At 45.6% G+C, this 23,325-nt stretch carries 17 protein-coding genes; 11 read left to right on the forward strand and 6 right to left on the reverse strand.

Annotated elements, in window-relative coordinates:
• The first annotated feature begins 6 nt into the window (after positions 1 to 6).
• The 5 genes from Q0307_RS00485 (at position 7) to Q0307_RS00505 (ending at position 6,018) form a co-directional block, all read left to right on the forward strand.
• Positions 7 to 843 carry a uracil-DNA glycosylase gene (locus Q0307_RS00485; protein ID WP_298654863.1) on the forward strand — a complete coding sequence of 279 codons (837 nt, stop codon included), beginning with the start codon at positions 7 to 9 and terminating at the stop codon, positions 841 to 843.
• A gap of 8 nt (positions 844 to 851) precedes the next feature.
• On the forward strand, positions 852 to 1,316 hold the full coding sequence (gene rimI / locus Q0307_RS00490) for a ribosomal protein S18-alanine N-acetyltransferase (RefSeq protein ID WP_298654866.1): 465 nt from the start codon (positions 852 to 854) through the stop codon (positions 1,314 to 1,316).
• A 114-nt stretch (positions 1,317 to 1,430) separates the two neighbouring features.
• On the forward strand, positions 1,431 to 2,723 hold the full coding sequence (gene pcnB, locus Q0307_RS00495) for a polynucleotide adenylyltransferase PcnB (protein ID WP_298654869.1): 1,293 nt from the start codon (positions 1,431 to 1,433) through the stop codon (positions 2,721 to 2,723).
• Positions 2,720 to 3,208, forward strand: coding sequence for a 2-amino-4-hydroxy-6-hydroxymethyldihydropteridine diphosphokinase (gene folK / locus Q0307_RS00500; RefSeq protein WP_298654872.1), 489 nt, complete (start codon positions 2,720 to 2,722; stop codon positions 3,206 to 3,208). The genes pcnB and folK overlap by 4 nt, the downstream gene beginning before the upstream one ends.
• A gap of 158 nt (positions 3,209 to 3,366) precedes the next feature.
• On the forward strand, positions 3,367 to 6,018 hold the full coding sequence (locus Q0307_RS00505) for an SdrD B-like domain-containing protein (RefSeq protein WP_298654874.1): 2,652 nt from the start codon (positions 3,367 to 3,369) through the stop codon (positions 6,016 to 6,018).
• A gap of 89 nt (positions 6,019 to 6,107) precedes the next feature.
• Here Q0307_RS00505 and Q0307_RS00510 read toward each other — a convergent pair whose 3' ends face one another.
• Positions 6,108 to 6,713 (reverse strand): DUF938 domain-containing protein, encoded by a 606-nt coding sequence (locus tag Q0307_RS00510; RefSeq protein WP_298654877.1) that lies wholly within the window; start codon positions 6,711 to 6,713, stop codon positions 6,108 to 6,110.
• Positions 6,714 to 7,355 (reverse strand): ribonuclease T, encoded by a 642-nt coding sequence (rnt, locus tag Q0307_RS00515; RefSeq protein WP_298654880.1) that lies wholly within the window; start codon positions 7,353 to 7,355, stop codon positions 6,714 to 6,716.
• Between the two features lie 207 nt (positions 7,356 to 7,562).
• Here rnt and aceE point away from each other — a divergent pair, with 207 nt between their 5' ends.
• The 3 genes from aceE to Q0307_RS00530 all read left to right on the forward strand — a co-directional run bounded on the left by aceE (position 7,563) and on the right by Q0307_RS00530 (position 12,842).
• Positions 7,563 to 10,226: a pyruvate dehydrogenase (acetyl-transferring), homodimeric type gene (gene aceE, locus Q0307_RS00520; protein ID WP_298654883.1), complete on the forward strand. Its 2,664-nt coding sequence runs from the start codon at positions 7,563 to 7,565 to the stop codon at positions 10,224 to 10,226.
• A gap of 12 nt (positions 10,227 to 10,238) precedes the next feature.
• Entirely contained in the window at positions 10,239 to 11,543 is a 1,305-nt protein-coding gene (gene aceF / locus Q0307_RS00525) for a dihydrolipoyllysine-residue acetyltransferase (RefSeq protein WP_298654886.1), read from the forward strand.
• Positions 11,544 to 11,660: 117 nt separating this feature from the next.
• The gene (locus Q0307_RS00530; RefSeq protein WP_298654889.1) at positions 11,661 to 12,842 is read left to right on the forward strand and encodes an acetyl-CoA C-acyltransferase family protein; all 1,182 of its coding nucleotides are present in this window, start codon (positions 11,661 to 11,663) and stop codon (positions 12,840 to 12,842) included.
• A gap of 43 nt (positions 12,843 to 12,885) precedes the next feature.
• On the opposite strand, the gene Q0307_RS00535 is transcribed toward Q0307_RS00530, so the two are convergent.
• Positions 12,886 to 16,110, reverse strand: coding sequence for an efflux RND transporter permease subunit (locus Q0307_RS00535; protein WP_298654891.1), 3,225 nt, complete (start codon positions 16,108 to 16,110; stop codon positions 12,886 to 12,888).
• A complete protein-coding gene (locus Q0307_RS00540; RefSeq protein ID WP_298654895.1) occupies positions 16,103 to 17,509 on the reverse strand; it encodes an efflux RND transporter periplasmic adaptor subunit in 1,407 nt (468 codons plus the stop codon). Before Q0307_RS00540 ends, Q0307_RS00535 begins: the two co-directional genes overlap by 8 nt.
• A 110-nt stretch (positions 17,510 to 17,619) precedes the next feature.
• On the opposite strand from Q0307_RS00540, the gene Q0307_RS00545 reads away from it, so the two are divergent.
• Positions 17,620 to 18,120, forward strand: coding sequence for a DUF4124 domain-containing protein (locus tag Q0307_RS00545; protein WP_298654898.1), 501 nt, complete (start codon positions 17,620 to 17,622; stop codon positions 18,118 to 18,120).
• A gap of 101 nt (positions 18,121 to 18,221) precedes the next feature.
• Entirely contained in the window at positions 18,222 to 19,472 is a 1,251-nt protein-coding gene (locus Q0307_RS00550) for a TlpA disulfide reductase family protein (RefSeq protein WP_298654900.1), read from the forward strand.
• Positions 19,473 to 19,523: 51 nt separating this feature from the next.
• Here the strand turns inward: Q0307_RS00550 and Q0307_RS00555 are convergent, their stop codons facing one another.
• Entirely contained in the window at positions 19,524 to 19,835 is a 312-nt protein-coding gene (locus tag Q0307_RS00555) for a pyrimidine/purine nucleoside phosphorylase (RefSeq protein WP_298654903.1), read from the reverse strand.
• Between the two features lie 189 nt (positions 19,836 to 20,024).
• On the opposite strand from Q0307_RS00555, the gene Q0307_RS00560 reads away from it, so the two are divergent.
• Entirely contained in the window at positions 20,025 to 20,666 is a 642-nt protein-coding gene (locus tag Q0307_RS00560; RefSeq protein ID WP_298654907.1) for a CoA pyrophosphatase, read from the forward strand.
• Between the two features lie 57 nt (positions 20,667 to 20,723).
• On the opposite strand, the gene gyrA is transcribed toward Q0307_RS00560, so the two are convergent.
• Positions 20,724 to 23,294, reverse strand: a complete 2,571-nt coding sequence (gene gyrA, locus Q0307_RS00565; RefSeq protein ID WP_298654910.1) for a DNA gyrase subunit A — start codon at positions 23,292 to 23,294, stop codon at positions 20,724 to 20,726.
• Positions 23,295 to 23,325 lie beyond the last annotated feature (31 nt).

The raw sequence follows: 23,325 nt of genomic DNA on the forward strand, positions 1-23,325 counted from the left end.
TTAGTTTTGGATTGGCCGACGCGCAGTCGTTATCTAAAGGCAATGGGTATTCCCCTGTGGATACCCAAAGATTTGGCTGTGGACGATGAAACTACGCCGAATCCAGAACTACCTGCCACACTGACTAGTGAAACACTAGAGCCACTAACATCCATCAGTAAACCTGCTAGTTCACCGAGAGCGCTCAGTGAGTTATTTGCTGAACCTGCTAAACCTAAAGTCATACCAAACCCTGCTAAGCCAGTGATTGCTAGTCATGCGCCTAATTGCAGCCAACTCAATTGGCTAGACTTAGAAGCTGCCGTTGCGGCTTGTAAGTTATGTGAACTGCACAAAACCCGCACCCAAACAGTGTTTGGTACAGGTCATCAGCAAGCGCGGTGCATGATCATTGGCGAAGCACCGGGGGCAGAAGAAGATCGTCAAGGCCTACCGTTTGTGGGTAAATCGGGCAAGCTCCTAACGAATATGCTCGCAGCTATCGATATTGCACGTGAAGACATCTATATCGCTAATATTCTTAAATGCCGTCCACCGAATAATCGTGACCCAAAACCGGAAGAAGCCGCTGCTTGTCGTGGCTATTTAGAGCGGCAAATTGCTTTAATTCAGCCAATGCTGATTTTAGTGGTTGGAAGAATTGCGGCACACAATTTATTACAAACGACTACCCCACTAGGCCGCTTACGGGGCAGTGTGCATACCTTACCCAATAGTACCGTGCCCGTGATTGTAACTTATCACCCTGCTTATTTGCTGCGCCAACCCACTGAAAAGCGGCGAGCTTGGCAGGATTTACAATTAGCTCGGGATTTTTTAGCTAGCCTAGGCGTTAAAGCGTAAATTGTTTCATGCCTGAATTCAGTCCTTTTTTACCTTTGCGTCCGATGAACTTGGCTGATCTTGAGCGGATTATGCCGATTGAAGAGCGCGCTTATCCTTATCCTTGGACTTTAGGGATTTTCCAAGATTGCCTCAAACACAAAACTTATCATGCTTATATTTATGAGCTGGATCAGCAAATTCTCGCCTATTGTGTCTTATCCATTGCGGTGGGTGAATTACATATTTTAAATATCACGGTTGAACCTTGCCAGCAAAAGCGCGGCTTAGGCAGACGCTTACTGGCAACAGCCGAACAAATTGCTAGTGGCTTAGGTGCACAGGATTGTTTTTTAGAGGTTCGCCCCTCGAATACAGCCGCAATTCATTTGTATTTAGCGCAAGGTTTTAATGAAGTCGGTTTACGTAAAAACTATTATCCTGCTAAAAATGGGCGTGAGCATGCCCTACTCATGGCAAAAACTTTAGTTTAAATTCCTTCAAGGGGTTAGTGGTGAAGCTCTAGCAGTGCTATTATTGCGGTCTTTGGCAACATCTTTAAGCTATTAATGTCTGCGACTGGGCTAAAACAGGGAGCTTCCGACAACTTGAGAGGATCAGCACAACCCGTGCGCATCCACGCGTCTGAGCATAAAATACAAGAAGAGCAAATTTGCGAACGTGCTGATGCCATTATCCGCAAGCTACAAAAAGCGGGCTTTGAAGCCTATTTAGTAGGTGGTTGCGTGCGTGATCTCTTACTCGGCTTAACTCCTAAAGATTTCGACATTGCTACTAGCGCTAATCCTGAGCAAGTGCGCAAACTCTTTTCCTCAGCCCGTTTGATCGGGCGGCGTTTTCGTCTGGCGCATATTTATTATGGGCGGGATTATATTGAAGTCGCTACCTTCCGCGCACCACATGATGAAAGCTCTCAAGGTCAAGTGAATGAACAGGGTCGTATCTTGCACGATAATGTTTATGGGACTTTAGAAGAAGATGTTTGGCGGCGTGATTTCACCATCAATGCCCTGTTCTATGATCCAGTTCGTGGTGATGTACTCGATTATGTCGGTGGTATGCAGGACTTAGCCAAGCGGCGTTTGCATTTAATCGGCGATGCTGAGCAGCGTTATCGTGAAGATCCGGTACGCATGCTGCGTGCTTTACGCTTTGTCGCTAAATTGGATTTCGTATTAGATGGCCCAACGGGTGACTTGATCGAAGCGATGGTACCACTCCTTAATGATGTGGCTCCTGCTCGTTTATTTGATGAACTTTTAAAGCTGTTACATAGCGGCCAAGGCTGGAAAACCTTTTGCCTATTAGAACAGTATAAGCTGCTGCCTATCCTCTTACCAATTACTGCCGCAAGTCTTGCGCAAGATGATCAAGGGATTTATCGGAAACTCATCCAGTCCGCTTTAAGCAATACTGATAATCGTATTGCTGAAGGTAAATCGGTGATGCCTGCCTTCTTGTTTGCGGTACTTTTATGGGAGCAAGTCCATTCGCAAATGGTGCAAGCGCAACTTAAAGGCCATCCAGAATTGCAAGCTTTGCACATTGCAGCGACTGATGTGCTGCGTGATCAAGTGAAAGTGACCGCGATCCCGCGCCGCTTTAGTAATATCACCCGTGAAATTTGGGGCTTACAATCGCGCTTCCACCATCGTGATTTACGCCGCGCAAATATTCTGTTAAGTAATCCACGCTTCCGGGCTGCTTATGACTTTCTCTACCTACGGGCAGCAGCCGGCGAAACTAGGGTCGCTGAGGATGCCGCTTGGTGGACCCATTTTCAAGAAGCGTCACCCGAAGACCGCTTAGGCCTGTGCAAAAATGGTGGTAAAAAGCGGCGTACTAAGCGCAAAAAAACTAACCCAGCGGCCTCTGAATGAACACTGTTGCCTATATTGGTTTAGGGAGTAATCAGGGCGACTCACGCGCCACTCTGCAATCAGCGCTTACATCTTTAAACCAACACACGGCTATTCAAGTCACAGATGTTTCTAGTTTTTATCAAAGCAAGCCGGTTGGCCCAGTAGGTCAGCCTGATTATATCAATGCAGTAGCCTGCCTAAGCACAAGCTTGAATGCTCAAGAATTATTAGTTGTTTTATTAGAAACTGAGCGCTTACACGGGCGAGTACGCGATCCCAATTTACGTTGGGGGCCAAGGACTTTAGATTTGGATTTATTGCTGTTTGGTGCTGCGGTTATTCAAGAGGCTAATTTGATAGTGCCGCATCCTGAATTAAGTAAGCGTAGCTTTGTAGTTTATCCTCTATATGAACTTCACCCAGACTTGATCCTACCCTGTGGACAAGCTTTACGAGAGTATACGTTCGTTCTAGCCAGTAGTGATTTAACTAAACTTTTATAAACAGCTCGCTCTAGGCTCTCGTGTTGAACACTAGTCTTATCTACCTTATTTCCTACAGATTTCATTAACATAACTTAGCCTAGATTCAGGCATCATCAGGCTAGAGTTGCTTAAGATAAGCCATAAAAACTAATAATAGGGCTTATGCATAAATTATTATGAAACAATCTATCAAACGTATGAGCCTCGGGCTGGCCTTACTCAGCTTATGGCTTAGTATTCCAGCTTATGCAACCGATACAGTCTGCGATATCAGTAAAAACGAGTTCGGTGGATTAGTCTTTCGTGATTATGATGACGATGGGCAACAAGATTCACTAGAACCGGGGGTAGCCGGTATTACCATTAAAGCCTTTGATGCCAACAATCAAGCAGTGAGTTCGGCAGTAACGGGTGATAATGGGGTTTATGTGCTAGCTGGTGTCAGTAATGGGACAGCCTATCGATTAGAATTTTCCGGTTTGGCAGACACCGACAAACCTAGCACCCAAGGGATTGACTCCCAAACCACTGTACGTTTTGAAACAGCGGCTGCCCGTTGCGATGTCAAATTTGGAGTGAGTAATCCCTTACAATACTGCCAAGCTGCACCTGAATTGGTGACCTCGCGCTTCGTATTAGGTGATCAGTTAATGGGATCTAACCAAACTAAAAATACGCTGATTTCCATTAACGCAGGTTGGGGGCAATACGCTACAGGCAAAGATACTAATCCTCATCAATCTGATTTGGCTTTCTGGCAACCTGTTGATAAAAAACCACGCTCAGTCGCTATTGCCAATAAAGTTGGATCAATTTACGGGATCGCTTGGGACAGAAAGAATAATTATCTCTATGCAGCCGCTTACCACAAGATGCAATCAGGTTATGGGCCGGGTGGACGTGGGCAAATTTATCGACTTGCAATCGACCCTAAAACAGGTATGCCAACTCAAGAACCAGAAGCATGGGTAAACGTGGAAACAGATTTAGGTGTTACTGTCTGTGGGAGCCATGGTAATGATTTACTCAATCAATATGATACCACTACTTTCAATCAAGTCGGCAAATGTAGTTTAGGCGATTTAGACTTGTCGGAAGATGGGCAAACCTTATTTGTAACTAACCTAAGCACTAAAGAAATCATCGGAATTGATACAGTTAAACAAGTCAAAGTCGGACAATGGGCATTTCCGACTAATCAAGCCAGTTGTAAAAATGCGCCGGATGACGTGCGCCCCTTCGGTCTGAAATACCATCATGGTTTATTGTATGTCGGGGCAATTTGTTCGGGTGAGATTAGCCGTGCAGCAAACTTAGCCACCGCACGCGATGAATTACGGGCTTATGTTTACTCCCTAGACACGACTACCAATGCGTGGTCAGAGGTCTTGAATTATGACTGGAGCAAACAGCGCTATGGTATTTATAAAACGCAGCTTGACCCTTGGTTAAACAGTATGGATCAAATTGCTGTCTCCCGCTTTGCCAAAGGGACACCACGTAACTGGGTAACCGATAACTCTCAAATGCTGACAGATATTGAATTCGTAGGGAATGATATAGTGTTAGGTTTCCGAGGGCGTTTAGCTGACCAATGGGGCGTTGATTTACCCTATTCGCGGACTACGCCTACAGTGATAGCTGCCTTGAATTACACCACGAATACGGTTGGTGATATTGTTTGTGTGGGCTATGACAGCGCGACCCAATCTTATATGTGGGAAAGCAATGATCACACGAATAATTTAGGCGTATGTGCAGGTCGTAGCGCTAGTAATTCTGGCTATGTTCATCCCGATACTAATTATGACTTAAACAATGCGGATACCCGTTACCACAACACCTCACTAGATGATGGGGAGTTCTATTGGGGGGATGGGGGTGCACCTATCTACGGGACTACTGCTCGTCACTATGAAATTTCTCAAGGTGGCTTAGCACAAATTGGGACTGGTCCTATTATTATGAGTGCCTTAACCCCGCCTAACTCATTAGGGGTGGGCTATGACCAAAGTTCTGGTTTTGTGTGGATGGATAATAATAACGGTGCACCGACTGGGGCTTATGTAGCATATGACAGCTCTAGCCCAGAATCCTTTAGTAAGTCAGCCGGCTTAGGTGATATTGAAGCCTTATGTTTGCCTGCGCCTGTGCAAATTGGTAACCGCGTGTGGTCGGATAATAATAAAAACGGTATTCAAGATCCGAGTGAAGCGGGGTTAGCTAATGTGGAAATCACATTAAGTTGTGGTGTAAATACCGCTAAAACTACGACGGCTAGTGATGGTACTTATTATTTTTCTAATGCTGAAAATGGCAATGCGCCCTTCTTAAAAACAGGTATGTTGTGCACCTTAACACCGGGAATAGTACCGTCCACCACAGATACCTACGAAGCTACCGTGGCAAATGTGCAAATTGATACCACTAATCATCCTTTAGTCGATGTGCGTGACTCAGATGCAGCTGCAGAACAGGGGGTTGACTTTACGGTAGGGCAACCGGGGGAAAATAACCATTCTATTGACTTTGGCTTTGCCCCCTTACCAAAGAAGGTTGATTTAAAACTGACTAAAACTGTTAGTAAATCTTCAGTCGGGCGCGGTGAGGAGTTTATTTATACCCTAAGCATTACCAATGAAAGCGCTAACCCAGCTACTGCTGTACAGGTTAAAGATGCCTTACCAGCAGGGTTGGTATACGTCAGTGATGATGGACAAAGTGTTTATGCTAAAGATGTCTTTGATGAGCTGACTGGGCTTTGGACTGTGGAAGATGTAGCTGCGAATCAAACCAAAACTTTAAATATTACAGTCAAAGCCCTTTAAATGACAGCGCTAGGAAAACTACTAAGCTTTTGCTTAGTAGTTGGCTACAGATTACTTAACTAGATTAAGCTTAGAGCACTACTAGACAGTCAGCCAATAGTTGTCCTTGTCTTCCGCCAAACCAAAATCCGATTATTAACCGGCATTTCATAATCTGCCTGCAACTCCATACCAGCCTTAGCCGCGAGTAGATTCAAATCCTCAAAATTGCGAATCCCACTGTCAGGATCACGCTGTTTGAGCCATTGATCAAAGCGTGCATTACTTGTGCTAGTGAATTGACCTGCATAATTGAAGGGGCCATAGACAATAAATAAGCCATTGCTGATTAATAAGCGTCCAACCCCGGCAAAGCAAGCTTGCACGGCCTCCCAGCTCATAATATGCAAAGTATTTGCTGAGAAAACGGCATCGACTGTGAGATTAGGCCAAGTTACTTGACGTACATCTAAGAGCAAAGGGTCTAAAACATTGGCAAGCTTCGCATCCTGCAACCAAGCCTTGATGCCTGCATGATATTCAAGCTGATCACTAGTTTGCCAAGTCAGTCGTGGAAATTGCTCACCAAAATACACCGCATGCTGACCTGTACCACTACCGATTTCGAGCAAAGATTGGTAATCATGTAATAAATCGTTGAGTACCACTAAAATCGGCTCGCGATTTTCATCACAAGAGGCTGCATAGGGTTTCATTTAGTTTTCGACTGCTTTGAAGGCCGCATCGAACGTCTGCCAAGTATTGACGATATGACAGAAAATATCCGCCGTTTTCTCGGCGTCATAGACGGCTGAATGTGCTTGCTCCCCATCCCAATTCATACCGGCGGCTTGGGCAACCCGGGCTAACACCGTTTGACCATAGACTACTGCACCTAAAGTAACCGTATCAAGCGTGCTAAAGGGATGAAACGGATTGCGCTTACAGTCATTGCGCTCAGAAGCTGCATTGACGAAATTGAGATCAAAAGGTGCGTTATGCCCAACTAAAATCGCACGATTACAACGATTCAGCTTCACTTCGCGACGCACGATTTTAAAGAACTCATCTAGAGCCCGTGTTTCAGGAATAGCTAAGCGCAAAGGACTAAATGGCTTAATGCCATTCACCTCCAAAGACTTCGGATCAAGATTGGCATTGGGGAAAGGTTCGATATGCCAATGATAAGTGCGATGCCGAGATAACTCACCTTTTTCATCGATGCGCAAAATCACCGCTGCTACTTCCAGCAGAGCGTCTTTACGAAAATTAAATCCGCCAGTTTCTACATCCACCACTACCGGCAAAAACCCACGAAACCGATTAGCGAGAGGAATAATCTCAATTTCATCACTCATGGCGTTGAGCTTACCGGATGCAGCTGAAAATAGGTAGAAAATTACAATCAATTTAATTTGTTTTTTATAAGACATTGATTTATAAATTTATTTATTTCATGGGTTCAAGGCAGCTTTCCTTTCAAAAAGGATAATGTTATGTTCAAAACCTTAAACATCATTTCGCGCAACTGCTAATGTGCGCTACGGCTGGCAAGGAGTTCTACCATGAGCTTAGACAAAACCCCGCAAGATATTGATCCACAAGAAACCATTGAATGGGTCGACTCCCTCGAAGCGGTGATTGAAAGCGAAGGCTTAGAACGCGCACACTTTCTGCTCGAGCAACTGATTAGCACCGCACGGCAAAACGGCGCTAACCTGCCCTATTCCGCAAATACTGCTTATATCAATACCATTCCGCCCCATTTAGAACAATATACCCCCGGTAATCCGGCACTCGAATTACGTTTGCGCTCATGGATTCGTTGGAATGCGGTCGCAATGGTGGTACGTGCCAATCGGAAAAGTACCGAGCTGGGTGGGCATATTGCCACTTTTGCCTCAGCAGCCACCTTATATGATGTAGGCATGAATCATTTCTGGCATGCACCCTCTCCGCAAAATGGTGGTGATGTGATTTATATCCAAGGGCATGCAGCCCCGGGAATGTATGCACGCTCTTTTTTGGAAGGCCGTTTTACTGAAGAAGACTTAGATAATTTCCGTCAAGAAGTCAGCGGCAAGGGTTTATCCTCCTATCCACATCCGTGGCTCATGTCGAATTATTGGCAATTCCCCACCGTGTCGATGGGCTTGGGGCCGATCACTTCGATTTATCAAGCACGCTTCATGAAATATCTGCAAGACCGCAAGCTTGCCGATACTGAAAATCGCCATGTTTGGGCATTCGTCGGCGATGGTGAAGTCGATGAGCCAGAAACTTTAGGCGCTATTTCACTAGCCGGGCGCGAAAAGTTGGATAACCTAATTTGGGTAGTGAATTGCAATCTGCAACGCTTAGATGGCCCTGTACGTGGCAATGGCAAAATCGTGCAAGAGCTAGAAGCTGTTTTTCGAGGCGCAGGTTGGAATGTCATTAAAGTGATCTGGGGGTCGTATTGGGATCCGCTACTGGCTAAAGATATAAATGGCAAACTTAAGCAACGTATGCTCGAAGTGGTGGATGGCGAATTCCAAAACTATAAAGCTAAAGATGGCGCTTATGTGCGCGAGCATTTCTTTGGGGCTTATCCCGAATTGCGCGAAATGGTCGCCCGCATGAGTGATGCAGATATTTGGCGCTTAAACCGGGGTGGGCATGATCCACATAAAGTGTATGCAGCCTACTATGCAGCCGTGCATCACGAAAACCAGCCTACGGTTATTCTCGCGCATACCGTAAAAGGCTATGGGATGGGTGCTGCGGGCGAGGGGCAAAACCGTACCCATCAGCAGAAAAAGCTCACGAATGAGGAAATGATTGCTTTCAAAAATCGTTTCAATATTCCTTTAAGCGATGAGGAGGCAGCGGAAGCGAAATATTATCGCCCTGCTGCTGATAGTGAAGAAATCAAATACTTACATGAGCGGCGTAAAGCATTAGGTGGCTATTTACCACAGCGCCAAACGCATGCAGCTCCACTAAAAGTCCCCGAGTTAAGTCTCCTCCAAACATTATTGGATAGCAGTGGTGATCGGGAAATGTCCACGACCATGGCTTTTGTACGCCTACTTACCATTCTGACCCGTGATAAAAATATTGGACGGCATATCGTGCCAATTGTACCGGATGAAGCACGTACTTTTGGTATGGAGGGCATGTTCCGCCAATTAGGGATTTACTCTTCGGTCGGTCAGTTGTATGAGCCACAAGATAAAGATCAAGTGATGTTCTACAAAGAAGATAAATCAGGACAAATTCTGGAAGAAGGTATTAATGAGGCGGGGGCGATTTCTAGTTGGATTGCAGCCGCTACTGCTTATAGTACACATGGCGTGTGCATGGTGCCCTTCTATATTTACTACTCCATGTTTGGCTTCCAGCGGATTGGCGATTTAGCGTGGGCAGCGGGGGATTGTCGCGCCCGAGGCTTTTTGATTGGTGGTACAGCAGGACGCACTACCCTTGCGGGTGAGGGTTTACAGCATCAAGATGGGCATGGCTTAGTGCAAGCAGGTTTAATTCCAAACTGTATTTCTTATGATCCGACTTTTGCTTATGAACTTGCGGTGATTATTCAGCATGGAATGAAACGCATGTATGAAAATCAGGAAGATGTTTACTACTACATCACTGCCATGAATGAAAATTATCATCACCCTGCTATGCCGCATGCCGTGGAAGAAGGCATTATCAAAGGCATGTATCTCTTCAGCGGTGGCGGCAAAAAGCGCAAGAAGGTGCAACTCTTAGGCTCGGGCGCGATCTTGCGGGAAGTGATTGCGGCTGGAGAAATCTTGGATAAAGAATGGGGGGTGGATGCAGATATCTGGAGTGTTACTAGCTTCAATGAGATTGCTCGAGAAGCCCGCGATATTGAGCGCTGGAATTTACTCCATCCGTTGGAAGATACACGCACACCTTATCTTACTCAATGCTTAAAAGACCGACGTGGCCCTGCCATCGCGGCTACCGATTATATTCGCAGTTACGCCGACCAAATCCGTGCTTGGATTCCAATGCACTATAAAGTTTTAGGTACGGATGGTTTTGGACGCAGTGATACCCGCGCTCAATTACGCAGATATTTTGAAGTTGATCGTTATTACATTGTGCTGGCTGCCTTGAAATCCTTAGTCGATGAAAACTCCTTGCCAGCAGTCAAAGTGGTGGAGGCAATGGAGAAATATCAAATCGACCCCAATAAACCTAACCCCTTATATGTATAGGGAGGCGACATCATGGCGATCCAAGAAGTTCGTGTCCCAGATATTGGTGACTTTAAAGAAGTAGAAATCATTGAAGTGCTGGTAAAAGTCGGTGATAGCATTCAAGCGGAAGACTCACTGATTACCGTCGAGTCGGATAAAGCTTCAATGGAAATTCCCTCGCCACTTACGGGCACTGTCAAAGAGTTGCGCGTCCAGCAAGGTGATCGGGTCTCTACAGGCAGCCTAATTCTGAACTTGGAAACTGTAACAAACCCAGCCAAACCACCACCTGCTTTAGCACTCGACTCGGGAAAATCTAATCTACCACTTGCGCCTAGAGTGAACACCCCCCCTTCAATTTCCCCTGTAGCTAAACGCCCAACTCTACCTAGCGTGATTGACCATGAGGCTTTTAAAAAAGCTTACGCCACCCCTTCGGTACGTAAGTTTGCGCGTGAATTAGGCGTTGATTTAAGTCGTGTGGTGGGGACTGGACGTAAACAACGAATTACGCAAGAAGATGTCAAAAGCTATATCAAAGATGTGATGGGATTTGGCTTACAAGCGAAAAATATCGCAACAGTTAATAGTGGTATGGTGATTCCAAGCATGCCGGAAATTGACTTTAGCCAATGGGGTGAGGTCGAAACCGTGCGTTTGAACCGGATCAATAAACTCACTGGTGAATTCCTGCATCGCAATTGGTTGAATGTGCCGCATGTCACACAATTTGACCAAGCCGATATCACCGATTTAGAAGCTTTTCGCCAAGAACTGAATCTTGAACAGGAAAAAATCAAAGCTTCTAAAATCACACCTTTGGTTTTTATTATGAAAGCAGTGGTGGCCGGTTTAAAAGCTTACCCACGCTTTAATACTTCGCTCGATCCCGCAGGCGAAATGCTGATTCAGAAAAAGTATTATCATCTTGGGATTGCAGTCGATACACCCGATGGTTTAGTCGTACCCATTATTCGCGATGTAGATAAAAAATCCCTTCTGCAACTCTCTGATGATCTCAAGGAAGTTTCCACTAAAGCGCGTGAACGTCGCTTGAAACCGGCTGATTTACAAGGTGGCTGCTTTTCGATTTCTAGTCTAGGCGGGATTGGTGGTACTAAATTCACTCCAATTATTAATGCGCCCGATGTGGCGATTTTAGGAGTATCCAAATCGAATATGCAGCCCATTTGGAATGGTAAAGAATTTGCGCCACGCTTGATACTGCCACTGTCGCTCTCCTATGATCATCGCGTGATTGACGGTGCTGACGGTGCACGTTTTACGACTTTTCTTGCCAAAATGCTCAGCGATATTCGAAGATTATTGGTGTGAGCTAAGTCATGCTCGTCAGTACTAAGCGTTTTTAAGTTGCTGCAATGCGCAAGTTTTTCGGCTATGCTGTGCGAGCGTTGAGGACGGGTCAGAATAACCCATGCAAGGAGAAGTCTAATGAGTCGTGATGTTGTTGTATTAAGTGCTGTACGCTCCGCAATTGGTGCTTTCGGCGGAAGTTTAAGCGGCATGGAGCCAGCAGAATTAGCTGGTCAAGTCATGAAAGAAGCAGTACAACGCTCTAGTGTTGATCCTGCGCAAATCAATTATGTAACAGTAGGCAACACCATCCCTACTGAATCACGTTTCCCGTATGTAGCACGCGTAGCTTCTATCCAAGCTGGCCTGTCTATGGAATCTGTCGCCATGGCAGTCAATCGTCTGTGTAGCTCTGGTTTGCAAGCAATTGTCACCACCGCTCAAGGCATTATGCTCGGCGATTATGACTATGGTGTGGGTGGTGGCGTTGAAGTCATGTCACGTGCTGGTTATCTGTCAACGGCTATGCGTAATGGCGCACGTATGGGCGACACACAAATGGTCGACATGATGGTTGCTACTTTGACTGACCCATTCGGCGTGGGTCACATGGGTATCACTGCAGAGAATTTAGCCGCTAAATGGGGCATTTCTCGTGAAGAGCAAGATGCTTTAGCCGCTGAATCACAGCGCCGCGCTGCGAATGCCATCAAAGAAGGTCGCTTCAAATCTCAAATTTTGCCCATTACGCTGAAAACACGTAAAGGTGAAGTCATATTTGATACGGACGAACACGTTAAAGCGGATACGACTGTTGAAACTTTGGCCAAAATGCGTCCAGCGTTTAAGAAAGACGGCACTGTTACCGCTGGTAATGCCTCTGGTATCAATGACGGTGCTGCATTCTTCGTTTTAGCAGCAGCCGATGTCGCTGCCAATGCCGGTCAAAAACCGATTGCACGTTTAGTATCTTATGCTGTTGCGGGTGTACCGAATGATGTGATGGGTGAAGGCCCAATCCCAGCGTCTAAGCAAGCTCTGAAAAAAGCTGGCTTGTCTTTAGATCAAATGGACGTGATTGAGTCTAACGAAGCATTTGCCTCGCAAGCCATTGCAGTCTCTAGAGGCTTAGGCTTAGACATGAATAAGACCAATCCAAACGGTGGCGCAATCGCTTTAGGTCACCCTATCGGTTGTTCTGGCGCCTTCATTGCAACCAAAGCACTGTATGAATTACAACGCATCAATGGCAAATATGCCTTAGTCACTATGTGTATTGGTGGCGGTCAAGGTATTGCTGCTGTATTTGAGCGCATGTAAGACTGTTTTTAGGTGGAGCATTTTGCTCCACCTAAGCCTGTTACTATCCTGCCAAAATCTGCCCAACTCGGTTTTTCGCATACATATAGTACATTAGCGGAATCAAGATCAAAGTTAACAGGGTTGACACCAGAATCCCGAAAATCAACGAGACTGCTAAACCACTAAAGATCGGGTCATCGACAATAAAGAAAGCACCCACCATCGCCGCTAAAGCGGTTAAAACAATCGGTTTAGTTCGTACTGCACTGGCATTAATCACGGCTTCTTTTAAACCCATACCGGCACGCACTTGCTCATTAATAAAATCCACTAACAGAATCGAGTTACGCACAATGATTCCCGCTAAAGCAATCATGCCAATCATTGAAGTTGCGGTGAATTGCGCACCCAATAGAGCATGTCCCGGCATCACGCCAATCACGGTTAAAGGAATTGGCGACATAATCACCAATGGCACCATATAAGAGCGAAATTGCGCCACAATTAGCAAATAAATCAAAATCATCCCTACACCATAGGCAATGCCCATATCGCGGAAAGTTTCATAAGTGATCTGCCATTCACCATCCCATTTGATGCTATAGAAATAAGGATCATCCGGCGCACTAAAGAAGAATTGCCGCAAAGCATCCCCATAGACCGTGATCGCATCTAAGCCTTTAGAAATATCAAACATACCATATAAGGGGCTATCGGTTTTTCCGGCCATGTCGCCCATGACATACACCACCGGCAAGAGATCTTTGTGATAAACCGAATGCTCGCGGGCGGCCTGTTGTACTTTGACCAACTCAGACATGGGCACTAGCGCCCCTGAACTACTGCGCACCCGCAAAGCTAATACCGAACTCATTTTATCTTTCAACTCAGGCAGAAACTCGACACGAATGGGTACTGCATATTTGATACCTTGCCCGTGTAAAAAAACTACATCCTCACCACGTAGCACAGTATCAATCGCTGAAGCAATGGAATCTTGGGCAACACCTAAGAGTGCTGCTTTCTGCCGATCTACTTCCACCACTAAACGCTTTTGCGCGGCTTCCACACTAGTATCAATATCGACAATATCAGCAGTAGTCTCAAAGGTTTTCTGCACTTGCTTAGCCACTTTCAGTTGACCGGCATAGTCCATCCCATAAACTTCGGCGACTAAAGAGGACATGACAGGTGGTCCGGGTGGTACTTCGACTACCTTGACACTCGCTCCGTATTGATCACCAATTTTCTGCAAGTGTGGACGTACCGCTAAAGCAACTTCATGGCTTTTCTCCGAGCGATGATGTTTGTCCGTGAGATTGACCTGAATATCCCCAACCGCAGCGCCTTCACGTAAATAATACTGGCGCACTAAACCATTAAAGTTAATGGGGGCTGCCGTACCCGCATAGATTTGATAATCAATGACTTGCTCAACACCCTGTAAATAATCGGCTAATTCATTCAGTACTCGGGACGTTTGTTCTAAGGAACTACCCTCTGGCATATCCACGACCACTTGAAACTCGCCCTTATTATCAAACGGTAACATCTTCAGCACGACTAATTTTACGACTACTAATGAGGCTGATAGGAAAATCAATAAGGTGATAACCGCTAACAAACCAATCCGCCACCGCCCACCTTTTTTATCATCTAAAAATGGACTCATTAAGCGCGTAAAAAAGGACTTGAGCTTATTGTCATTACTGGATTGATGATGGCTGAAATTTACTTTGCCTAAGACTTTACCGGTCATCCATGGCGTCAAGATATAAGCAACAGCTAAAGAAATCAGCATCCCCATACTGGCATTAATTGGTATTGGACTCATATAAGGTCCCATCAAGCCCGAAACAAACGCCATCGGAAGCAAAGCTGCAATCACTGTGAAAGTTGCTAAAATCGTCGGGCCACCGACTTCATCCACTGCGGTGGGGATGACCTCTAATAGCTTCTTGCCACCCTCTTGCATGTGCCGATGAATATTTTCAACCACTACAATCGCATCATCAACCAAAATACCGATAGAGAAAATCAACGCAAATAGCGATACGCGATTCAGAGTAAAACCATAAGCCCAAGAAGCAAACAGGGTAATCGCTAAAGTGATCACCACTGCCGTTCCAACAATAAAAGCTTCACGCCAGCCCAAAACCAACCAAATCAAGGTAGCAACAGCAACTGTCTCAATCATCAATTTGACAATCAGTTTTTCAGATTTTTCTTGAGCGGTCGCCCCATAATTACGTGTAACCGTCACATTCACACCTTCAGGGACAACGGTTCCACGCAATTTTTCAAAACGCTCAATCACCTTATTCGCAATATCGACGGCATTGGTACCCGGCTGCTTGGCAATCGCTACTGTGACTGCAGGAGTACGCACCCCCACAGTTAAACCTTTTTCTTTAGCACCTTTGGCTGTGCCAAAACTGACATAAGTTTCTGGTGAATCGGCACCACGCTCGACACGGGCCACATCACGCAAGTAGACTGGCTTACCCGCATTGACGCCAACGATTAACTCCCCCACCTCGTCAGCATGAGTGAGAAAAGTTCCTGCAATGACTTGAATCTCTTCATTGTTATTAACAAGATTGACCGCATCACGCGCAGAATTACTGGCTTGAAGGGCACGCCGTAAGTCATCCAGTGAAATATTACTACCTGCTAATTTCTCGCTGTCTAATAGAACTTTAACGACTTGTTCAGCTCCACCAATCGTATAAATATCGCGAGAGCCGGGTACACGCTTCAACTCAGCTTCAATCGCATGGGCGACTTGCTTAAGCTCAAATGAGCCACGCTCTGGATCTTCTGTCCATAAAGTCAAAGTCACGATCGGCACATCATCAATCCCCTTCGGCTTAATCAACGGGGTGAGTACACCTAAGTTACTAGGTAACCAATCTTGGTTAGCTGCTATTTTATTGTATAAACGTACTAGAGCCTCAGTGCGATTTTCCCCAACCTTAAACTCAACGGTGACCACTGACATGCCCGGATTCGACACGGAGTAGATATGATTGATACCTTCAATTTCGCTGAGGACTTGTTCAGCTGGAGTAGAGACTAAATCTTCGACTTGCTGCGCACTCGCCCCCGGAAAGGCAATGAAAATATTCGCAAAGGTCACGTTGATTTGGGGATCTTCTTCACGTGGGGTCACCATGACTGCAAATAAACCTAGCAACAAGCCTACTAATGCCAATAAAGGCGTGATTTGTGTGGTGAGAAATTGTTTAGCAATTCGTCCAGAAATACCTAAGGGCTGTTCATTCATGCGCTTTGCCCTCAGTTAAGGCTGACTCGCGCTGTTTTTTTAAATAAATAGCTGCTTGCACTGGATCGAGCGCAATTGCTTCACTAGCCGATAAACCCGCTAGCACTTGCACTTGTTGGCTATCCACATCTTTTCCCAAGCGAATTTGGCGCAAAGAGGGTAAGCCTTGCGCATTGAGCACATACACGCCAATGACTTCACTGCGAACCACCACAGCTTGTTTGGGAATCACTAGACTTTTCGCATCACCCATCACAAAGCCTACTTTTACAAACATCCCGGGATAGAGTTTTTCTTGTCCTGTTTCTAAATTAATTCGTACTTGGAAAGCATTGGTTTTCGGGTCGGCATAAGGAAAAATTGTCATTGATTTGACGGGGAGATAATCACCGCTATCATCTGCCTGCACTACCGCTTTACCACGTGCACGTACTTGATTAATCATCCGTTGCGGTACTTCTACCACCACCCGTAACTCATCCAACGAAAGTCCAGTCATGATTGGAGTGCCCACATTGACCGTTTCACCCAGCTGCACATGGCGCTTGGTCACAATACCGCTATAGGGAGCAATTAAACTGGTATAAGCCAATACCTCAGTCGCTTGAGTGGCTTGGGCTTTGGCGGCTTCTTGATTGGCTTTGGATGCATCGACAGTCGCCGAAGCAGCCGCTAAAGCAGCATCGGCTGAACCTACACGTGCAGTGGCAGCCTCTGTCAAGGAACGTGCTGAGGCAATTTGGGCTTTGGCTGATTCTGCTTGTGCTCGAGCCGCCGCCGCTTGAGCTTGGGCCGAATTAACCCGTGCTTTTGCAGTTGAAAGCGCAGCTTCTGAACGATCATAATCGGCACGTGGAATTAAACGCCGTGCATAAATCTCGCTGATTCTATTGAAATCGGCTTGAGCCTCTTTCAGCAAAGCTTGAGCCTCTTGTACCCCCGCTTGCGTTTGTTGCAAGTTAGCATTGGCTTGTTGACTAGCTGCTTGTGCACGCTGCTCTTCCGCTTTAGCTTGGCTTAAACCGGCTTTAGCCTCTGATAAACCTGCTTGAGCTTGACCTAAACTCGCTTTGGCTTGATTAGCCCCCGCAGTCGCCTCGCTAATGCCAGCCTTAGCTTGCTGTACACCGGCTTGCTGATTTTTAGAGCGAATTCTTGCAATCACGCTCCCCCGTTCGACACGATCATCTACATCATAGGGCAACTCTTCAATGACACCATTGGTTTGTGCCGATACGGTCGATTCATTGACAGCCTCAAGATGTCCGTCTAAATATAGAAGCTCTGGAACAATTTGTTCAGAGACTTGCATGGTTTTTAGCGCTAAGTCATCCGATAAAGCATACTTATTAAAAATAAAAAATCCGACGATTAGCATGTATATCTGAGCTAACTTCATGTGATAATTACCCGCTAGAATAATTTAAACTCATCAAATATAGCATAAGATATTTAGAAAATTCTAATATACTTAAAAATCAAAGGAAGTCACGCAGAGGTATATGCATTATGAAAACAACAGTAATTAGACTCTGTGCACTATCTGCTCTGTTATCCTGCATGATAGCGAACGTACAGGCGGAGATTTATAAATGGACTGATGCTTCAGGCGCTGTGCATTACACACAAACTCCACCGCCTGATTTATCTAAAGCCAAAGATATTGCTCAAGATATTAGCTTATCGACTGGTAAAGCAACCCATGCCACCAAAACTGATGCGATGACTAAGTCTGAGGAGCAAGATAAAGACCCGTCTAAAGATGAAATGGAACGAGCTAAGGATGAAGGCGCTAAAAATGCAGAGAAGCATCGTCAATTCTGTGAACAGCAAAAATCCTCTCTGAAGCAATTACTATCCAATCCGGTCATTCGCTGGCGCTCCACCGAGAACGAAGAAAAAATTCTAAGTGCCAAAGAACGTGCTGATAAAATTGCTGAAATTGAGAAGAACGTCAAAGAACTCTGTAATTCTGACGTGCTACCTGAAAAAGTCAGTAAAGCACAATAACTCTTAATTTACTCCCTGCAGGCATCAGGGATAATTTACAATTCCATAGGGTAGCCTACTCTAGGCTACCTGCTGGGCTGCATAACTCTATAGAAAAGTAAATGATCCGAATAAATTACTGGTTAGCAATTGCTGTACTTCTGTTCAGCCAATCGCTAACACCTGCTATTGCGATTGAACAAGCTGATGAAAGCGTAAAAGTCACTTTATCAGGGCAATTAGAAACCTCAATTCATCGTTTTGGTGAAGCTCCACGCCGCATCCTGTGGATCTCTAGTACTGAAACACAAACTGTAGACTTTAGTTTAGCCAAACAATTGGCAGCGGCTGATTTAGAAATTTGGCTAACGCCTTTACAGGGCACAAGCAAGACTTCTCAAACACCTAAAGAACTGTCCTCAGCCCAACTGGCTGAATTAATTCAGGAATCCTTACCTAGTAAAACCGAGAATAAACTTTATATTTTCAGCACTGGCGAGCAAGCCAAAGCAGCCGTAGAAAGTTTAAAAACTTGGCAAGACGCACGCGGTAGCTCTAAGCAGCTAGCGGGGCTGATCCTTGCCTATCCTGAACTAACGCTGGGTAAAACTAAACAAGCAGATCCACAATTTATTGAAGCTGCCTATCAACTAAAGCTACCGATTTATCTATTCCAGCCCACTAAAAAGCTTAATTTAACAGCGCTTGAAGGTTTAGTTGCTGCGTTTGAAAAAGCAGGCAGCATAGTCTATGCCGAAGTGGTGAATGATGTTGCAGCCGGATATCTGCAGCGTGAGGCAAGTTCAGAAGAAGAAGCTTTACAAGCTAGTGTATTTCCAGCTCAATTCACTCAAGCGCTCGATAAACTAGGTGAAGCTGCTAGCCAACTATCTGTGGCTAAAACAGAAACAACCGATGAGCAAACGCTACAAGAACATCCAACCAAAGAAATAGCACCTGAACTGCGTTTGACTGACCTCAATGGAAAAATGCAGGATTTAAAGGATTATCGTGGCAAAATCGTGCTTCTAAACTTCTGGGCTACTTGGTGCCCACCTTGTATCAAAGAAATTCCATCATTGAATAATTTGCAGACGCGATTCTCTCAAAAGGAGTTCGTCGTGCTGAGTGTCGATGTGGGTGAGGAACCAAAAGATATTCAAGCCTTCTTAGAGCATCTACCTGCGGACTATCCGGTTTTGGTGGATAGTACCAGTAGCTCCACTGAACCTTGGCAATTGAAAGCTTTCCCTAGCACTTATGTCATTGATCGCAAAGGACAGCTGCGCTATATGTACTTTGGAGGCTTAGAATGGGATGAGCCAGAAATTATTAAGTTTTTAGAGAAAAATTTAGAGGTGGTGGCAAAATAATTGCATCCTTACTAAAGGTTTAGCTGCAAGGATGCAGTGGCTCTGCGATAATTAACTGTAATGGCAGACATAGTGGGTAGGTTCAATGACTTCAATATCAAATGAAGTATTCGCACCCACCGAAAATGCTTGCCCACCTGTATAGTCTTGCCATTGTTCAGAGCCTGCCAAGCGCACACGGCAATGTCCCTGCTGAATCTCCATCACTTCCGGAGCAGCAGTACCAAAAGTTAAAGTAGCAGGCAAAATAACCCCTACACTTTTACGTGTGCCATCGGCTGTAAAAAAGATATAGCTGATACATTTACCCTCAAAATACACATTAGCAGTAGTTTGGAGGCGGACATTTTCAATGTGGCTCATAAAGTTGATCCTTAACAAAATACAATAGGAATAAGTACCCATTGGAAGGGTAAGAAAAAGCGTAGGCAGTGTAACAGTAGCATCCTCGGCTTGGAATATGTACCAGCCTCCCCCTACACCTAAGACCTATATCGACCATCACAACGGTCTAGAACAACTAGAACTAGCACCCACTTATTAGGATTAAGCATGCAGGCTTTAAATAAATTAACAGCGCAGGACATTAGTAGGCGCTTACAAGCAGTGAACCCTCAGCGTAGTTTTGATGTACCCAGCAATTTAATCAGCGACCAGTTTCGCGAGGCTGCGGTCTTAGTACCGTTTGTGCGCCTACGGGATGAATGGCAGTTATTGTATATTCGGCGCGCGTGTTCGGAACGTGACCGACATAGTGGACAGGTAGCGTTTGCAGGCGGAAAACGTGACCCACATGACCCTAATTTATACAGTACCGCTCTACGCGAGGCTCAAGAAGAAATTGGGATTAACCCGCAAGATGTGAGCATTCTAGGGCATTTAAGCGCTCACCATAGCATTAGCAATTTCAAAATCACTCCTGTCGTTGCTCAAGTACCTTGGCCTTACTCTCTACAACTGCAGCACAGTGAAGTCGACCGTGCATTTACGATTCCCTTAACTTGGTTAGCTGACCCGCGTAATCATGAACTGCATTTGCGTGAATTAAAAGGCACTAATGTTCCAGTAGTTTACTTCAAAGAATATGATGGCGAACTGTTGTGGGGTGCTACAGCAAGGATGACTTTAAATCTGTTGCATATGCTAGGGGTAGATTTTAGTACATTAGACCAGCCTATAGCTAAAGCTGCTTGAAAGGACTTAATTGAAACCCGAGGCATCTATTGAGCTATAGATGCCTCTAAAACTAGCTTATTCGCTGCTGTCACCTTCGGTATCTTCTAAATCAGGATCCTCATCACCGGTGCTAAAGATCGGAGCAATTTGTACTAATTTCTCGCCTTCATTTAAGCGAATTAAAGTCACACCTTGCGTGTTACGCCCGACTAAAGACACTTGTGCGACGGGCGTTCTGACTAACACCCCGCCATTGGTAATGAGCATAATCTGATTACCCTCAGTGACTTGTACCGCACCAATAGCCCGTCCATTACGCTCAGAGGTTTGAATGGCAATCACGCCCATGCCACCACGAGCTTGTGCTAAGAATTCATCCACCCGAGTACGTTTACCATAACCATTTTCGGTTGCCGTTAGAATCTCACCCTCACCCAGAATAATCAGAGCATTAACCTGTTGATCATCTTCTAATTTAATCCCACGTACACCGGCAGCACCCCGTCCCATTGCGCGCACATCACTTTCAGGGAAACGAATCGCTTTACCGGCTGAAGTAAATAGCATGACTTCATTCGAGCCATTGGTGAGAGCCACATCGACTAAGTAATCATCGCGTAAATCAATCGCAATAATCCCCGTATTACGTGGCCGCGAGAATTCTTTAAGTGGTGTCTTTTTCACCGTGCCATTCGAGGTCACCATGAAGATAAACTTGTCTTCTGCATACTCTCGAATCGGCAGAATCGCATTGATACGCTCGCCCTCTTCCAAAGGCAATAGATTGACCATGGGTCGCCCACGTGAATTACGGCTAGCAAGGGGTAATTGATAAACCTTGAGCCAATACATGCGCCCCCGACTAGAGAAACACAGAATCGTATCGTGCGTACTGGCGACAAAGAGTTTTTCAATGAAATCCTCTTCTTTCATGGTCGTCGCCGTTTTGCCACGTCCACCACGGCGTTGGGCACGATAAGTATCTAAAGGCTGCGCTTTTGCATAGCCTTCATGCGATAGCGTAACGACTACCTCTTCATCAGCGATTAAATCTTCCAGACTTAAATCTTCACCAATTACATTAATTTCAGTGCGGCGCTTATCACTATAAGTCTCACGCAGCTCTAGCAATTCATCACGAATCACCTGCATTAAACGCTCAGGATTACTTAAAATATCCAGTAAATCCGCGATCCGCTCTAGAAGCTCACGATACTCTTCAAGGATTTTATCTTTCTCTAAGCCTGTTAAGCGATGCAGGCGCAGATCAAGAATCGCTTGGGCTTGTTCTTCAGAGAGCCAATATTGGCCTTCACGCAAACCTAAAGCAGCATCTAAATCATCAGGTCGGGACAGTTCTGCACCTGAGCGCATGAGCATCTCCGATACAATCCCCGGACTCCAACCACGCTTCATTAAGCCCTCTTTCGCTTCGACAGGACTGGCTGCACGTTTGATTAAATCAATAATCTCATCGATGTTTGAAAGCGCAACGGCTAAACCTTCTAAAATATGTGCGCGCTCACGTGCTTTGCGTAGATTAAAAATCGTGCGGCGAGTCACTACTTCGCGGCGATGCCGTAAGAACGCTTCGAGAATCTGTTTTAAATTGAGTAATTTTGGCTGAGCCTCGACCAAAGCCACCATGTTAATCCCGAACACGGTTTGCATCTGCGTTTGCTTATACAGATTATTCAGCAGCACTTCGGCCGATTCGCCACGCTTGACTTCAATGACCATACGCATACCGTCTTTATCAGACTCATCGCGTAGCTCAGAAATGCCTTCGATTTTCTTATCTTTAACCAGCTCAGCAATCTTTTCTAAGAGCCGTGCTTTATTCACTTGGTAAGGCAGTTCGTGGACGACAATCGTTTCACGCCCTGTCTTTTCATGAGTCTCGACTTCAGCACGGGCACGTACATAAATCCGCCCACGCCCTGTGTGGTAAGCCTCTCGAATCCCACGTGAGCCATTGATAATCCCTGCGGTGGGGAAATCAGGCCCTGGTACATATTCCATCAGATCATCAATTTCCAACTCTGGATTATTGATGAGTGCTAAGCAGGCATTGACCACTTCGGTAAGATTATGAGGTGGAATATTGGTCGCCATCCCTACCGCAATCCCTGAAGAACCATTCACTAAGAGATTCGGCACACGGGTCGGGAAAACGGCTGGCTCTTGTTCAGCGCCATCATAGTTAGGGACAAAATTAACGGTTTCTTTATCAATATCGGCTAATAGCTCATGCGCAATCTTAGACATTCGTACTTCGGTATAACGCATTGCCGCTGGCGCGTCACCATCCACCGAACCAAAGTTACCTTGACCATCCGCGAGCATATAGCGCAAGGAAAAGGGTTGAGCCATGCGCACAACCGCATCATAAACAGCAGTGTCACCATGTGGATGGTATTTACCAATCACATCACCGACGACACGTGCTGATTTTTTATAGGGTTTATTCCAATCATTGCCCAACTCACTCATCGCATACAGCACACGACGATGCACCGGTTTTAAGCCATCACGCACGTCCGGCAGCGCACGTCCAACGATAACACTCATCGCATAGTCCAGATAGGACTGACGCATTTCATCTTCGAGGTTAACCGAAATAACTTCCTTGGCAAAAGCAGCCATATTTATTGTTCGACCGTTCAAGATAGAGGCG

Source organism: uncultured Thiothrix sp. (genome assembly GCF_937873765.1).
Taxonomy (GTDB): domain Bacteria; phylum Pseudomonadota; class Gammaproteobacteria; order Thiotrichales; family Thiotrichaceae; genus Thiolinea.

What these genes read in the sequence shown, in the direction of transcription:
- rimI (WP_298654866.1), top strand. Translation starts at nt 852, where the DNA reads ATGCCTGAATTCAGTCCTTTTTTACCTTTGCGTCCGATGAACTTGGCT.
- folK (WP_298654872.1), top strand. Translation starts at nt 2,720, where the DNA reads ATGAACACTGTTGCCTATATTGGTTTAGGGAGTAATCAGGGCGACTCA.
- Q0307_RS00505 (WP_298654874.1), top strand. Translation starts at nt 3,367, where the DNA reads ATGAAACAATCTATCAAACGTATGAGCCTCGGGCTGGCCTTACTCAGC.
- Q0307_RS00510 (WP_298654877.1), bottom strand. Translation starts at nt 6,713, where the DNA reads ATGAAACCCTATGCAGCCTCTTGTGATGAAAATCGCGAGCCGATTTTA.
- rnt (WP_298654880.1), bottom strand. Translation starts at nt 7,355, where the DNA reads ATGAGTGATGAAATTGAGATTATTCCTCTCGCTAATCGGTTTCGTGGG.
- aceE (WP_298654883.1), top strand. Translation starts at nt 7,563, where the DNA reads ATGAGCTTAGACAAAACCCCGCAAGATATTGATCCACAAGAAACCATT.
- aceF (WP_298654886.1), top strand. Translation starts at nt 10,239, where the DNA reads ATGGCGATCCAAGAAGTTCGTGTCCCAGATATTGGTGACTTTAAAGAA.
- Q0307_RS00530 (WP_298654889.1), top strand. Translation starts at nt 11,661, where the DNA reads ATGAGTCGTGATGTTGTTGTATTAAGTGCTGTACGCTCCGCAATTGGT.
- Q0307_RS00535 (WP_298654891.1), bottom strand. Translation starts at nt 16,110, where the DNA reads ATGAATGAACAGCCCTTAGGTATTTCTGGACGAATTGCTAAACAATTT.
- Q0307_RS00540 (WP_298654895.1), bottom strand. Translation starts at nt 17,509, where the DNA reads ATGAAGTTAGCTCAGATATACATGCTAATCGTCGGATTTTTTATTTTT.
- Q0307_RS00545 (WP_298654898.1), top strand. Translation starts at nt 17,620, where the DNA reads ATGAAAACAACAGTAATTAGACTCTGTGCACTATCTGCTCTGTTATCC.
- Q0307_RS00550 (WP_298654900.1), top strand. Translation starts at nt 18,222, where the DNA reads ATGATCCGAATAAATTACTGGTTAGCAATTGCTGTACTTCTGTTCAGC.
- Q0307_RS00555 (WP_298654903.1), bottom strand. Translation starts at nt 19,835, where the DNA reads ATGAGCCACATTGAAAATGTCCGCCTCCAAACTACTGCTAATGTGTAT.
- Q0307_RS00560 (WP_298654907.1), top strand. Translation starts at nt 20,025, where the DNA reads ATGCAGGCTTTAAATAAATTAACAGCGCAGGACATTAGTAGGCGCTTA.
- gyrA (WP_298654910.1), bottom strand. Translation starts at nt 23,294, where the DNA reads ATGGCTGCTTTTGCCAAGGAAGTTATTTCGGTTAACCTCGAAGATGAA.